The organism is Methylosinus sp. LW3, from assembly GCF_000527115.1.
Classification (GTDB): domain Bacteria; phylum Pseudomonadota; class Alphaproteobacteria; order Rhizobiales; family Beijerinckiaceae; genus Methylosinus.
In genome coordinates this window covers 181157-195068 of sequence record NZ_AZUO01000004.1, presented here as the reverse complement: position 1 = coordinate 195068, position 13912 = coordinate 181157, and the positions used below count along the sequence as shown (strand labels likewise).

The following is a 13912-nucleotide window of genomic DNA, read 5'->3' as shown; positions in this document are numbered from 1 at the left end:
ACGCCACAACGGATTTTGCGGACGTTCTCATCCATGGGCGCGGATGTGCTTTTGTTCTTTGTTCGTTCTCGAATATGCGCTACGCTGAAACTCTGTTCGATTCGGCATTGGCGCATGGCGACACTGATCATCACGGAAAAGGCCAGTCAGGCGAAGGATCTTCGCGCGGCTCTCGGCGCGCGCTTCGGGCAGATTCTGCCGGCCGAGGGCCATTTGCTTCGCTTGGCCGAGCCCGAGGAGATCAACCCCGTCTGGAAGCGCTGGTCCTGCGTCGTCCTCAAGCCGGACGGGCTCTATCCGACTCGCGAAGCCTCGCAAGGCAATAAGTCCGCGAAGCTCCGGGCCATAGCGACGGCGCTCTCCGCCTGCGACGATGTGATACTCGCGACCGACTGCGACCGCGAAGGGCAGCTGATCGGCCAGGAAATCCTCGACCATCTCGGCTATCGCGGGCGTGTGCGGCGGGCTCTGTTCACCGCCCAGGACCCGAAGACGCTGCAGCAGGCTTTCGCCCGGCTGAAGCCCAACGCCGACATGCGCCCGCTCTATGAGGCGGCGGTGGCGCGCCAGCAGGCCGATCAGATCTTCAACCTGTCGCTGACGCGGACGGCGACGAAGACATTGCTCTCTCCCGGCGTTCGCGGCGTGATCGGAATCGGCAGGGTCAAGACGCCGACCTTGGCGATCGTCTGCCTTCGCGAATTGGAGATCCGCAATTTCCGGCCGGAGGATTATTTCGAGGTCGTCGCCACCGCGACCGTCGAAGGCGGCAGCTTTTTGATGCGCCATGCTCCGGCGGTCAAGGCGCGGATCAAGACGCGCGCCGAGGCCGAGACGATCGCCAGAGCCGCCAGCGGCCATCAGGGGCCTCTCGGCGTCGCCGTCGATGAAAAGCGGCAGGCGCCGCCGCGTCTCTTCGATCTCCCATCCTTGCAGAAGACCTGCGGCCAGCGCTGGGGATGGACCGCCGACAAGACGCTGTCCGTAGCGCAGGCGCTCTATGATGGCGACGGCAAGAAGCTCATCACCTATCCGCGGGCGGAAGCGCGCTATCTGAGCGAAAATCAGATCGGCGACGCGCCGGCGATCGTCGCCGCGCTGACGCGCCTGCGCGGCTTCGCGCGGCTCGAGATCGCCGCTCCCGTGATCCGGCGCGGCAAGTCAGGCCATTTCTGCGACAAGGCGCTGGAGGGCGTCTCGCATCATGCGGTCGTGCCCAACGTCAATGTTCTCGACGATCTCGAAGTCCGCTTGGCGCGTCTCGACGAGGATGAGAAGCGCCTGTTCGCGCTCATCTGCCGCTCCTATCTGGCCGCCGTCATGCCCGATTACGAATATCGGCAGACCATCGTTACAATGGCGGTTCCGATCGCGGGCCGAAGCGCGGCCGAATTTCGCGCCGTCGGGCGGATTCCGCTGCGGCTCGGCTGGAAGGCGGTCTATCAGGCGATCGAGCCGGACGCCGAGACCGAGACCGAGGCCGAGCAGACGCTGCCCGCGCTCCGCGACGGCGAGCGCGCGACCCTGTCCGAGCCGCGCGTCGAAGCGAAGAGAACGCAGCCGCCGCCTCGATACAATGAAGGCACGCTCGTCGATGCGATGCAGAATGCATGGCGCTTCGTCGATGATGTCGCGCTTCGCGACCGGCTGAAGGAAGCCAAGGGGATCGGCACGCCCGCGACGCGGGCAGAGATCATCAAGGGATTGAAGCGGCAGAATCTGTTTACAGCGGATGGCAAGCTGGTGCTGCCGACGCCCGCCGGGCTGCAATTGTTCGAGCTGCTGCGTGGCGCCGCGCCCGCGCTGGTCGATCCCGCGACGACGGCTCTGTGGGAGATGCGCCTCGATGAGATTCTCGTCGGCAAGGCGGATTATCACGCTGTCATCGATGGCGTCGCCACCGCCGCGCGGGAGCTGATCGACGCTCTGGTCGAAAAATCGAATGGGAAAGTCGAGCTGACGACCTCGGCGCCGGCGCGTCGATCGGGGCGCAGCCGTCGCAGCGGACCGGCCGACGCTCGCGCCGCGGCGCCAAAGAGCGCGAGCGCGAGTCCGCGGCGTCGTGCGTCGAAGGCGAAATCACCCGCATCGCAGGAGAGCGGCGGCGAAGAGCGCGCCGGTCGCGCCAAAGCGCCAACCGAGAAAATGGTCGCCTATGCGCAAAATCTCTCGCGGGCCAAGAAAGTGAAATTGCCCGAAGGCTATCGGCAGGACTTCGACGCCTGCCGCAAGTTTCTCGACGAGCATGCGAGATAGCGCCAGCTTCTTTCGCGTCACCTCGACAGCCGACCCTCGTCGTCGATCGGCGACAGATAGGACGGAGGGGCGTTTCCCCACGACCAGAGCACGAGGTTGAGATCGTCCTCGCTCGTTCCCGGGGCGAAGCTGCGAACCAGCAGCCCGCAATAGCCAGCGCCGATCAGCCGCCGGGCGAAGCTCTGTGTTCTCGCTTCGCCGCTCGCGCGCATCTCGTCGCGCCAGATCGAAGCCGCGAGCGCGGTCGCGTCCATGCCTTCGCTCGCGAGCGCCTTCGCATCCCGCGCATCGAAAATGCGCTCGAGATCGGCGTCGTAGGACACGAGCGTGGTGGGCTGCAGACTGCCGACCTGATTGGCCTCCCGAATGGCCGTCATGATGGAGAGGCAGCAATACAGCGCGGGAACGCCTTTGGGATTGAAGCGACCGCCATGCAGAGCGGCCCCGTAGCCCGAGAGCGGCTCGCGCGCATAGACGGGATTGAGCGCTCGATAGAGCTTGCCCCTATAGGTGATGGCCGCGCTCAGGCGTGGACGCCCGCATCGACGGCGTCGATATAATCGAGCACCTCGTCCGCCCGGCCGCTTTTGACGAGCTGCATGGCGGTGAAGCCGGAAAAGCCGGCGAGCGGTTCCGAGCGGTACCAGGCATAGGCCAGAAGCGCCGAGCCGAAGCGCGACTCGACCTTGTTGAGGACCTCGACCATCTCCCGCAGGCGACGCTGCGTCTTATCGGAGCGAAGCCGGCTGGCGCGCTGCACGGCGTCCTTGCCCAGGCCGGCGGTGCGGGCGATCTCCTCGCTCGAGGTGCGGAGCATGTCCGCGATCTTGCGGGGCGCGAAAATCCCATCATCCGCATATCGAGCCAGGCTCATGGTTCCGCCTCCGCTGGCCGCCGAATATTATGACGCAATATAGCGTCATAATGGGCGGCGTTCAATGGGCGTGCTTTCGCCCTTTCTAGAGGCTCGTCGCGTCCTCGTGGAGAATTTGCGGCGCGGCCTGCTCTCGCAGGCCGATATGCGCGAGAAATCCGTCGACCATATTCTCGGTCGAGAAGCGCGCGGCGACGCGGGGCGCATTGTCGGCGAGCTCGGCATGCAGGGCGTCGTCGGTCAGCAGGCGTTCGAGCTGGCGCGCGAGATCGCCGCTGTCCCAGCATCGAAAGATCAATCCGCCGGCGCGGCCGCCATCGGCCACCACCTCGGCGACGCCGCCATAATCCGGAACGACCGCCGGAGCGCCGAGGCTCATCGCCTCGGCGACGACCAGCCCGAAGGGCTCGCCATTGATGGAGGGGCACACGGCGCACCGACAATGCGCGAAAAGAGCGTCGCGCGTCGCTGTCGACACGGCGCCCGAATGGTGGAGATCAATGCCGAGATGCGTCACAATGTCGTGGATCGCGGTGCGATAGGCGAGGCCCTTCGCCGTTGCGCCGCAGATGACCAGCTGGAAGCGGAGACCGCGGGCGAGAAGGATCTTCGCCGCATAGAGAAGAAGGTCGATGCCCTTCTCGCTCTCTTGGCGGCCGACGAAGGCGAGGATCGGAAGATCGCGCCGCAGACGCGGAAAGCTTTCCGTCAGAACCGAGAAATCGGGAGCCGGCCCTTCCTTCGGCGGCTCGATCCCGCAATAGAGAATCTCGAGACGAGAGCCGTCGAGACGAAGATCGTCGACGAGGCGGGACGCATAATGCCGGCTGAGGACGATCGCCGGCCAGCGCGCGTTTCGCACCGCCTCGTCCGCGCGGCGCCGATAAATATCCATCACGCCGCAGGCCTCCGCGAGGCTCGCGAATTCCTCGTCGCCCTGGAACGTCACCAGATAGTCGAACGGCTTGCGCGTGTGCTTTTGCGCCTCTAGCGCCAGCGAGCCGATCGAGCCGAAGCCCATTTTGACATGGGTGACGCCGTCCTGCTCGATGAAGCGCGCGAGCCTCTTCGCCAGAGCGACATCGGTCTGCTCGTAGCAAAACAGCGAGCGGACCAGATTGCGCATGAGATTTTCGACGAAGCCCGGAACGCCCTGGGCGACGGCGCGCCGCAATTTCCGCGGCAGTCGAAAGGCGATGCGCCCGATGATGCGATCCATGAATTCCGAAGGGCGCGAGAATTGATAGCGCGTGCCGTGGCACAACATTCTCTGCTCGACTCCAGCGGCGAGAAGCTCGGGCGTCTCTTCGAGCATCCAATAGACGACGACCTCGTAACCGCGGCGGCGGAGCGCATTGGCGAGCGTGGCGTCATGGACCGTCGAGCCGAGATAGGAGCCGCTTCCTATGGTGACGATCGCGAATTTGGGACGTGACGTCACGGGGCCGACCTTTCCTCGATGAATTATTGAAATCGACCGGGGCGACGCTTCGCTGCGGCGCGCAAACAGGCGACGGACTCGTCGTCCGCTCCGCATCATCATCATTATCGGAAACCAAGATGTGCGCCAAGTCACAGCAGCTTCGTCCAAATATGCGCATGGTCCGGCTCGGCCCGTCGGCTTCGACGTCTCCAGCGGAAGGAATATCGATCTTCGGATCGGCTTCGGCGAGCGTTTTTGCCCTGTGCCGTAAAGGGATGGCGTAGAGCTTGCTTTTGGGGAGACATCGATGAGCGACTGTGCCGGCGACGAGAAACGAGCCGGCGCGATCTGCATCAGGGCGACGCAGATCGAATTGGATCGCAGATCATGAGGTCGGAGGGAGTTTTGCTCTCCGGCTTTTCGAAGCCGTATATTTAAGCATACTGCCCTGTTTCTGGGTGCGGCGCACAAATTTGGTGTTGCTTTCCAGGAAAGCGCAACTATCAGCTTCGATGTTTGAAGAAATAACGCCTTTGCAATGGTGCTTGTTGCGTCCGCGGGCGCGAATGGGTGGGGCTGAGACATGGAGCGAGTAGCGGCTGTTTCTCCCAGTCGATGCAGAAACGCCGAAATTATCGTCGCGGTCAGCAGGGCCGGCGGCTCCGGGCTTCTCGACATTGGAGCGGACGCCGATCACGACGAGCTCCGCGCGACGCTCACGCGCCTTCACGACAAGGCGGCTGCCGGACGATGGGGGCTGCGTTGGGACGCACAGTTCTCGAGCGTGGCGAGCGTCGCGGAGCTCGAGCGACTGGTGGACGGAAGCGTCGATGTTCTCGTCGTCGCCGGGGTCTCGCGTGACGAGGCCGCGGCGATCCGTGCGAGCGCGACGCGATTCGCCCGCTTCGTCGCTCTCGAGGCCTATGATCTCGAAAGCGCGCTGGCGGCGCAGGATGCGGGCTATGACGGCGTCGTCGTCAAGGGCGCGGAGGCCGGCGGCCGGATCGGCAAATCCTCGTCTTTCATACTGTTGCAGGAATTTTCCGGCGCGCTTCGCATCCCCTTCTGGGTCGAGGGCGGCATAGGGCCGCGCAGCGCCGCGGCGGCGGCGCTCGCCGGCGCGGCGGGCGTCGTGCTCTCCGAGCAGCTCTGGCTCACCGAGGAAGGGCCTTATGGGGCGCCGGCTCTCGCCGCTTCATGGAGCCGGCTGGACGGCGGTGAGACGGTCGTCATCGGCGACGGCTCCTCAATGGTGCGGCTTTCGAGCCGGCACGGAAGGGAGAAGCTGCGCGCGCTGGAGCGCGCTGTCGCGGAGGGCGAGGATTGGCGGGCGCTGCTGCGCCGGGCGTCGCAGGGCGAAGACCCTGTTCTGCCATTGGGTCAGGACATCGCCTTCGCGGGCGGATTCGCGCGCCGCTATGGCTCGACCGGGCGCGCCGTCGCCGCGATCGCCGAGACGCTGGCGACTGCCGCGCCGGGCGTCGACGGGCTTTTCGCCGAAGGCTCCGATCTCGCGACCATTCTCGGCGTGCGCTATCCCATCGCCCAGGGGCCGATGACGCGGGTGAGCGATGTCGCGCCTTTCGCGCGCGCCGTGGCGGATGGCGGCGGTCTGCCCTTTCTCGCTCTGTCGGTGCTGCGTGGGCCGCAGGCGCGCGCGCTGCTCACGCAGACGAAGGCGCTCATGGGCGAGACGCCCTGGGGCGTCGGCATGCTGGGCTTTACGCCGCTGGAGCTGCGCCAGGAGCAGATCGAAGCCATTTCCGAAACCAAGCCGCCTTTCGCGATCATCGCCGGCGGACGTCCGAGCCAGGCGCGCGATCTCGAGGCGCTGGGCGTCTCGACCTATCTGCATGTTCCCTCGCCCGGCCTGCTGCAGGGTTTCTTGAAGGAGGGCGCGCGAAAATTCATCTTCGAGGGCGGCGAATGCGGCGGCCATACCGGCCCGCGCACGAGCTTCGTCCTATGGGAATCCGTGATCGAGATTCTTGCCGACGCCAAGATCGACGATCCGCGCTCGGTGCAGATTCTCTTCGCCGGCGGCGTGCATGACGCCCTATCGGCGGCGATGGTCTCCTGCCTCGCTGCGCCGCTCGCGGCGCGCGGCATGAAGATCGGCGTGCTGATGGGCACGGCCTATCTCTTCACCCGCGAGGCGGTGAGCGCCGGCGCGATCCTCGAGGAGTTCCAGAATCGCGCGCTGCGCTGCGAGGAGACGGCGCTTCTGCAATCGGGCGTCGGCCTCTACACGCGCTGCGCCGCGACGCCCTTCTGCGACGAGTTCGACGCGACGCGCCGGCGCCTCATTCGCGAGGGGAAGTCGGACGAGGAGATATTGGTGGCGCTGGAGCTGCTCAATGTCGGCCGTCTGCGCATCGCATCCAAGGGCCTAGCGCATAAGGGCGAGCAGAAGGGTCTCGACGAGACCGGCGGCTATGTCGAGCTGGATGTCGAAGCGCAGCGGCGCGAAGGCCTCTATATGATGGGCGAGGTCGCGCGCCTGCGTCGCGACACGCTCTCGATCGCCGAGTTGCACGAAGAGGTTTCGCAAGGCTCCGCCGAGCTGCTCGCGAAGCGGCGCGCCATGGCCGAGGCGGCGAGCGCGCGCGCCACGAGAGAAAAGGGCGAGGACATCGCCATCGTCGGCATGGCCTGCGTCATGCCCGGCGCGAAGGATGCGCGCGCCTTCTGGCGCAATATCGTCCAATCCGTCTGCATGTTCCGCGAGGTCTCCGAGGATCGCTGGCGTCCGAGCGATTTCTTCGACACGGCCCGCGCGCCGGATCGCGTCTATTCGAAATGGGGCGCCTTCCTCGACGAGATCGCCTTCGATCCGACCGCCTATGGCATTCCACCGGCGAGCCTGCCGTCGATCGAGCCGGTGCAGCTGCTGGCGCTGCATGTCGCGACGCAAGCGCTGGCGGACGCGGGCTTCGATCGCCGGCCTTTCCCCAAGGACCGCACGGCGACGATCTTCGCCAGCGGCGCGATGAACGAGCTCGGAACGCTCTACGTCTTCCGCACGCTGCTCTCGCATTATCTGCCGAAGGTCGCCGGCCTCTCCGAGGAGACGCGCGCGCATATCGTCTCCTCTCTCCATGGAAAGGAGCTGCCGCAATGGACGCCGGACTCTTTCCCCGGCTTTCTGGCCAATGTGGCGGCGGGCCGCGTCTCCAATCGCCTCGATCTGCGCGGCGCCAATTTCACCGTCGATGCGGCCTGCTCCTCCTCGCTCGCCGCGCTCGACGCCGGCATTCGCGAGCTGCAGTCGCATGACGCCGACGTGGCCCTGGTCGGCGGCATAGACGGCGCCAATGGCTGCATGGCCTTCATGTCCTTCGCCCAGACTCATGCGCTGTCGCCGACCGGCGTCTGCCGCCCCTTCTCGGATGCGGCGGACGGCATTGTGCTCGGCGAAGGCGTCGCGGCGATCGTGCTGAAACGCCTCTGCGACGCGGAGCGGGACGGCGATCACATCTATGCGGTGGTCAAGGGCGTCGGCAGCTCGAGCGACGGCCGCAATCGCAGCCTGACCGCGCCGGACAATAGAGGCCAGGCGCTGGCGCTGCAGCGCGCCTATGAGAAAGCCGGCGTCAGTCCGGCGAGCGTCGCGCTCATCGAGGCGCATGGCACTGGCACGGCCGTCGGCGACAAATGCGAGATCAAGTCGATGACCCAGGTGTTCGGCGAGGATGGCGCGGCGCGTCAGTCCTGCGCGGTCGGCTCGGTCAAATCGATGATCGGCCATACCAAGGTGACGGCCGGCCTCGCGGCGATCATCAAAGCGTCCTTGGCGTTGAAACATCGCGTGCTGCCGCCGACGCTCGGCGTCGACAAGCCCAGCTCGCGCGTCGATTTCGCGCAGACGCCCTTCTATGTGAACACAAGCGCGCGGCCATGGCTCGCGCGCTCGCCCGATGAGCCGCGGCGCTGCGGCGTTAGCGCCTTTGGTTTCGGCGGCACCAATTTCCACGCCATCCTCGAGGAATATGACGGCGGCTATCGCGAAAGCGACGTCGAGAATTTCACGCCGCGCGCCGCCGAGCTCATCCTAGTGACGCGCGCCGACGGCGCCGAGGTCGAGCGCGCGGCGCAGAGCCTCCTCGAGCGGCTCGTCCATCCAGACCTGCTCTCGCTCGGGCAGCTCGCCTATTCGCTGCATCTCGACGAGCAGGCGATCCGTCTGCCCGCGGGCGAGCCGGTAAGCCGGCTGGCGATCGTCGCGACCTCGGTCGAGGATCTGCGATCGAAGCTCGAATTCTTCCTGCGCCAAGGCAAGGGCAAGCGCACGATCAAAGCGCCGCAAGGGATCTATTTCCACGATCGCGGCGCGGAGGCGCCCGGCGGCGGCGTCTGCATGCTGTTTCCCGGACAGGGTTCGCAGAAGCTGGACATGCTGAGCGATCTCGTCATGTCGCGCCCGTCGAGCTACGGCGTCTTCGAGCGCGCGGATCTGGCTCTCGCGGGCGCGCTGCCGCAGCGGCTCTCGCAATATATCTACCCGCTCCCGAGCTTTGCCGAGGAGGAGCGCGAGCGGCGCAAAGCCGAGCTCGACGACACGCGCGTCGCGCAGCCGGCGCTCGGTCTCGCCGATCTCACCGCCTATGATCTTCTCGCCGAATTCGGCCTCGCGCCCGATTTCGTCGCCGGCCATTCCTATGGCGAATATGTCGCGCTCTGCGTCGCCGGCGCGATCTCGCGCGACGATCTGCTGCGTCTGTCGCAGATCCGCGGCCTGATTTCGGCCGAGGCCGCGGCGGCGGATGGCGGGACAATGGCCGCCGTCGCCGCCGACGAGGCGCGCGTTGCGCAAGCGATCCGCGCGCTCGGCCTCGAGGTCGCGATCGCCAATCTCAACGCGCCCGATCAGACGATCGTCGCAGGCGGCGGCGCGGCGATCGACAAAGCGGTCGAAGCCTTCCGCGAGCAGGGTCTGCGCGCCAAGCGCCTGCCGGTGACGGCGGCCTTTCATTGCGCCGCCATGGCGCCGGCGCAGGCGCGCCTCGCCGCCGAATTGTCGAAAACTGCCTTCACGGCGCCGAAACTGGCCGTCTACAGCAATACGACCGCCGCTCCCTATCCGAGCGAGGCGCGGGAGATAGAGGCGCTGCTGGGCCGCCATATCGCCGAGCCATTGCGCTTCGTCGAGGAGATCGAGCGCCTCTACGAGGCCGGCGCGCGCGTCTTCATCGAGGCGGGGCCGGGAATGGTTCTGAGCGGCCTCGTCGACCGCATTCTCGGCAAACGGGAGCATGTAACGCTCGCCGTCGACGCGCCGGAGCGTCCGGGATGGCTGCAATTTGGCCATTTGCTCGCCCAGGCGATCACGCTCGGCCGGCCGGTGGATGTGGCGCAATGGTTCCGTCATCGCGGCTTCGCGGTGATCGGTCTACAAGCTCTTTTCGAAAGGGCCGAGGCCGCGGCCAATCCGCCGGCCTCCGTTTGGCGCGTCAGCGGCGGCAAGGCGGTCCCTTGGCGCCTCCCCGCCCCGACGACGGCGGAGAAACAGCCGGCGCCGGAGCCGATCCGCATTCCGAGCGAGAAGCCGCCCGCGCCAGTCGCCGCCAATGGCGCGAGCGGACCCCGAAAGCCCATCGAATCGAATGGCGTCGCCGCGACGCCGATCCTGCAACGAAGGAGAGTGTCCGTGAACGACCGCGAGTCGAAATCCGGCGATCCCGCGCCCGTCGCGGCGAGCCCACGCGGCTCGCCGCCGACGATGGCGCGGATGCGCAGCGAGTTGACGCAACTCATCGAATTGCAGCGCGAGCAGCAAGTGACGCTGCAGCGCTTCATCGCCTTGCAGGAACGGCTCCTATCCGCCGACGCCGGCTCCGACGCTTACTTCGAGCAGGCGTTGGAGCAGGCGCCGGAGCCCGCCCGGTTCGAAGCGCCGCAGCACGCCGAACCGGCGCCGTCCGCGCCGCATCGGCTGCTGACGCCGAGCGTGCCGGTGCCCGTGCTGCCCGAGGCGGTTCTCGCTGCGGTCAATGGAGCCGCCGCCAATGGAGCCGCCATCGTCTCCGCTGCGCCCATCGCCGAGGCGCCGCCGCGCATCAATGGAGCCGCGGCCCCGAAAGCCGAGGGCGCGTCGATCGAAATGCCGCCGACCGCGCAATTTAAGGCCGAGCTTCTCGCCACCATGATCGAGCGCACCGGCTATTCGGCGGAAATGCTGGATTTCGACGCGCATATGGAGGCCGATCTCGGCGTCGACTCCATCAAGCGGATCGAGATTTTCAATCAGCTCAAGGATCGCTTCCCCTTCATGGAGGGGCAGGATGAAGAGACGATCTTCGACGAGCTCGCCGGCCTCAAGACATTGAACGCCGTCGTCGAATGGTACGACGGCCTGCATGCGCGCCGCGCGGAAACGGAAGGAACCAAACCGGCAAAAAAATCTCCGGCTCCGTCGTCTCTGTCCCCGCTGGGGACGGTGGAGTCCAATAATGAGACAGTGGGTTCCGAAGAAACGCTTCGCTATGTGCTCGGCCCCCTCGCCGCGCCGCGCGCCGCGCGGGCGTCGGAGATGGACGGCTATCCTTACGAGCGCGTGATCCTCGTCGTCGGCGAGGCGACGCCGGTCGCCGAGGCGCTCGACGCAGCGCTGAAGGCGCGCGGCTATCAGGTCTGGCGGGCGCTGCCCGGCGACGAGACCGCCCAGCTCGCGACCGACGCGATGACGATCGACTTCGCCGATCCCGAAGGGGTGAAGGCGCTCGCGACGCGTCTCGCCGAGGGCCGCCATCGCGTCGGCGCGCTGTTCAACCTCGCCGGGCTCGACGCCGAGGGCGTCTCGGATCGGCGCCGGCTCGCCTGCGCGCGCAATCTGTTTCAGCTGCTCAAGACTTTCGAAGGGGATTTGAAGGACAGCGCGGGCCGCGGCGGCGGCTGGCTCGTCAATGTGACGGCGCTCGACGGTCAATTCGGCCTGCGGCGACAGCAAAGGTTTTCCGCCGCTGCGGCGGGCTCGCTCGGCGTCGCCAAATCCGCCGCGCAGGAATGGCGGGATTTGCGCGTGCGCTGCATCGATGTCGATCCGCATCTCGCTGCGGACAAGATCGCGCGAGAGCTGATGATCGAGGCCGGCCTGCGCGCCTCGCCACTCGAGATCGGTCTCACCGAGGACGGGCGCTGGACGCTCGATCTCGCCCAGGCGAGCGCCGCGGCGGCCGAGATCGAGAGCCTGCGCCTCGATCCCGAGGCCGTCGTTCTCGCGACCGGCGGCGCCTATGGCATCACCGCCGATATAGCGAGAGCGGTCGCCTCCGCCTATCGTCCGCGACTCGTCCTCGTCGGACGCAGCCCCGCGCCGGCGGCGGAGCCCGAGGAGACGCGGCGACTTTCCGCGAGCGAGCTGAAAGAGTTTCTGATCGGCAGGCTGCGCGCCGAAAATCCGAAGATCAAACCCGTCGAGATCGAGCGCGAATGGAAGCGCATGCTGAAGGATCGCCAGATCCTCGCCAATCTCGAGGCGATGATTTCTGCCGGCGCGCGCGTCGAATATCATTCGCTCGACATCACCGACGCCGACGCTTTCGGCCGGCTCATCGACGATGTCTATGCGCGCTTCGGCCGCATAGACGGCGTGCTGCATGGCGCCGGCGTGCTCGACGATCGCCTCATTCGCGAAAAGACGCTCGACTCCTTCGATCGCGTCTTCGCGACCAAGGCGACGCCGGCCTTCACGCTGATCGAGAAGCTGCGTCCCGAAGAGCTGCGCTTCCTGCTCTTCTTCTCGTCGATCGCGGGGCGTTTCGGCAACGCCGGCCAGAGCGACTATAGCGCGGCCAATGAGGTGCTGAACAAGCTCGCCTCGAGGCTGAGCCTCGAATGGCCGACAACGCATGTCGTCGCGATCAATTGGGGGCCGTGGAACGGCGGCATGGTCACTGACGAATTGCGCCGGCTCTACGAGTCCAAGGACATTCGCACGCTCGAGATCGAGCAGGGGCGGCAGGAATGCCTGGACGAGCTGGCGCGCGGCGCAACCGGAAATCCGGAGATCGTCGTCGCGGCGAGCATGCAGAAAATAGCGCAATTGGCGCTGCGCCAGTAAGGCGTCGAAGCGGGCGGGTCGAAGAGGGGGTTGAGAAATGTCTTTTGCACTTACCGAGCGCTTGACGCGCGCCAGCGTTAAAAATGCTTGTTGTCTCACCGATTTCGTTCCGGTGCGCATGGCCGATCCGACGCCGCAGGGGCTGACGCTGGAGCTCAGCGCCTATGGATTCGCGCGCGCCTTCTGCTCGCGCAACGGCCTTACCGACAAAGAGGCGTTTTTCGCCAAGCATCAGGAGATCAGGCAGAAATTCTCGAACTACGGCCTGTCTCCCGCTGTCGTGAAAGCGCGGCAGCTCGTCTTTTTTCCGCGTCTGAAGGACATCGTCTTCGCCGACGGCGAATTCTCCGTCAACGAGCCGGAAGAAGACTATATGCGGCTCTTCGACAATTACCGCGATCTCAATCCGAAGGATTTGAAGGCGCGCCACGAGAGCTACGCCCACGTCGCGGATGATTGCCTCGAGAAAATGTACGCCGACGCTTTCGAGGCGCCGGACGATCTCATCCATGTCACCTGCTCGGGCTATCTCGCGCCGAGCCCGGTCGAGCGCATGACCGCGAAAAAGGGCTGGCTGCGCACGACGGTCACGCACAGCTATCATATGGGCTGCTACGGCGCCTTTCCGGCCATACGCATGGCGCATGGCTTTCTCGCCTCCTCCCATATGGGCGTCACGCCGCCCAAGGAGCGCGTCGATATCGTGCATACGGAGATTCTCTCCGCGCATCGCGACGCCGAGGAGCTCACCGCGCAGAACATCATCACCATGACGCTGTTCGCGGACGGCTTCATCAAATACTCCGCCGTCACCGAGGATTATCTGAGGAACCAAGGTCTCTCCGGCCTCAAAGTGCTCGCTTATAACGAGCATCTCCTTCCCGACTCCGCCGACGACATGACCTGGGTGCCGGGTCCGACGCGCTTCCATATGAGCCTGTCGATCATGGTGCCGGTGGTCATCAAGGCCGCGGTCAAAGGCTTTGTCGAGGATCTTCTGCATCGCGCCGGGCTCGATTTCGAGCGCGAGCGCAGCCGGCTCTATTTCGCCATTCATCCGGGCGGACCCAAGATCGTCGAGCATATCCAGTCGGAGCTGAAGCTCGACGACGATCAGGTGGCGATGAGCAAGAATGTGTTCTTCGAGAATGGCAATATGTCCTCGGCCACCGTGCCGCATATTCTGAAGGCGATCGTCGAGGAGCGCTCCATTCCCACCGGCGCGCATGTCGTGGCGCTGGGCTTCGGCCCCGGTCTCACCGCGACCGGCCTCGTGCTCGAGAAGATCTGAGCGCGGATC

Annotated in this window: 6 protein-coding genes; 3 read left to right on the top strand and 3 right to left on the bottom strand. The window is 65.8% G+C overall.

Annotated elements, in window-relative coordinates:
• Positions 1-114: 114 nt before the first annotated feature.
• Positions 115-2256: a DNA topoisomerase gene (locus METLW3_RS0123670; protein WP_024882202.1), complete on the top strand. Its 2142-nt coding sequence runs from the start codon at positions 115-117 to the stop codon at positions 2254-2256.
• 17 nt (positions 2257-2273) lie between these two features.
• Here the strand turns inward: METLW3_RS0123670 and METLW3_RS0123665 are convergent, their stop codons facing one another.
• The 3 genes from METLW3_RS0123665 to METLW3_RS0123655 form a co-directional block, all read right to left on the bottom strand.
• Positions 2274-2771: an RES domain-containing protein gene (locus METLW3_RS0123665; RefSeq protein WP_024882201.1), complete on the bottom strand. Its 498-nt coding sequence runs from the start codon at positions 2769-2771 to the stop codon at positions 2274-2276.
• 8 nt (positions 2772-2779) lie between these two features.
• Complete coding sequence (locus tag METLW3_RS0123660; protein WP_024882200.1) at positions 2780-3130, bottom strand: antitoxin Xre/MbcA/ParS toxin-binding domain-containing protein; 351 nt, start codon at positions 3128-3130, stop codon at positions 2780-2782.
• A gap of 85 nt (positions 3131-3215) precedes the next feature.
• Positions 3216-4571: a glycosyltransferase family 4 protein gene (locus METLW3_RS0123655; protein WP_024882199.1), complete on the bottom strand. Its 1356-nt coding sequence runs from the start codon at positions 4569-4571 to the stop codon at positions 3216-3218.
• A 565-nt stretch (positions 4572-5136) separates the two neighbouring features.
• Here METLW3_RS0123655 and METLW3_RS0123650 point away from each other — a divergent pair.
• Together METLW3_RS0123650 and METLW3_RS0123645 are read left to right on the top strand one after the other, a co-directional pair.
• Positions 5137-12612, top strand: coding sequence for a type I polyketide synthase (locus METLW3_RS0123650; protein ID WP_024882198.1), 7476 nt, complete (start codon positions 5137-5139; stop codon positions 12610-12612).
• 37 nt (positions 12613-12649) lie between these two features.
• Positions 12650-13903 carry a 3-oxoacyl-[acyl-carrier-protein] synthase III C-terminal domain-containing protein gene (locus tag METLW3_RS0123645; protein WP_051465609.1) on the top strand — a complete coding sequence of 418 codons (1254 nt, stop codon included), beginning with the start codon at positions 12650-12652 and terminating at the stop codon, positions 13901-13903.
• Positions 13904-13912 lie beyond the last annotated feature (9 nt).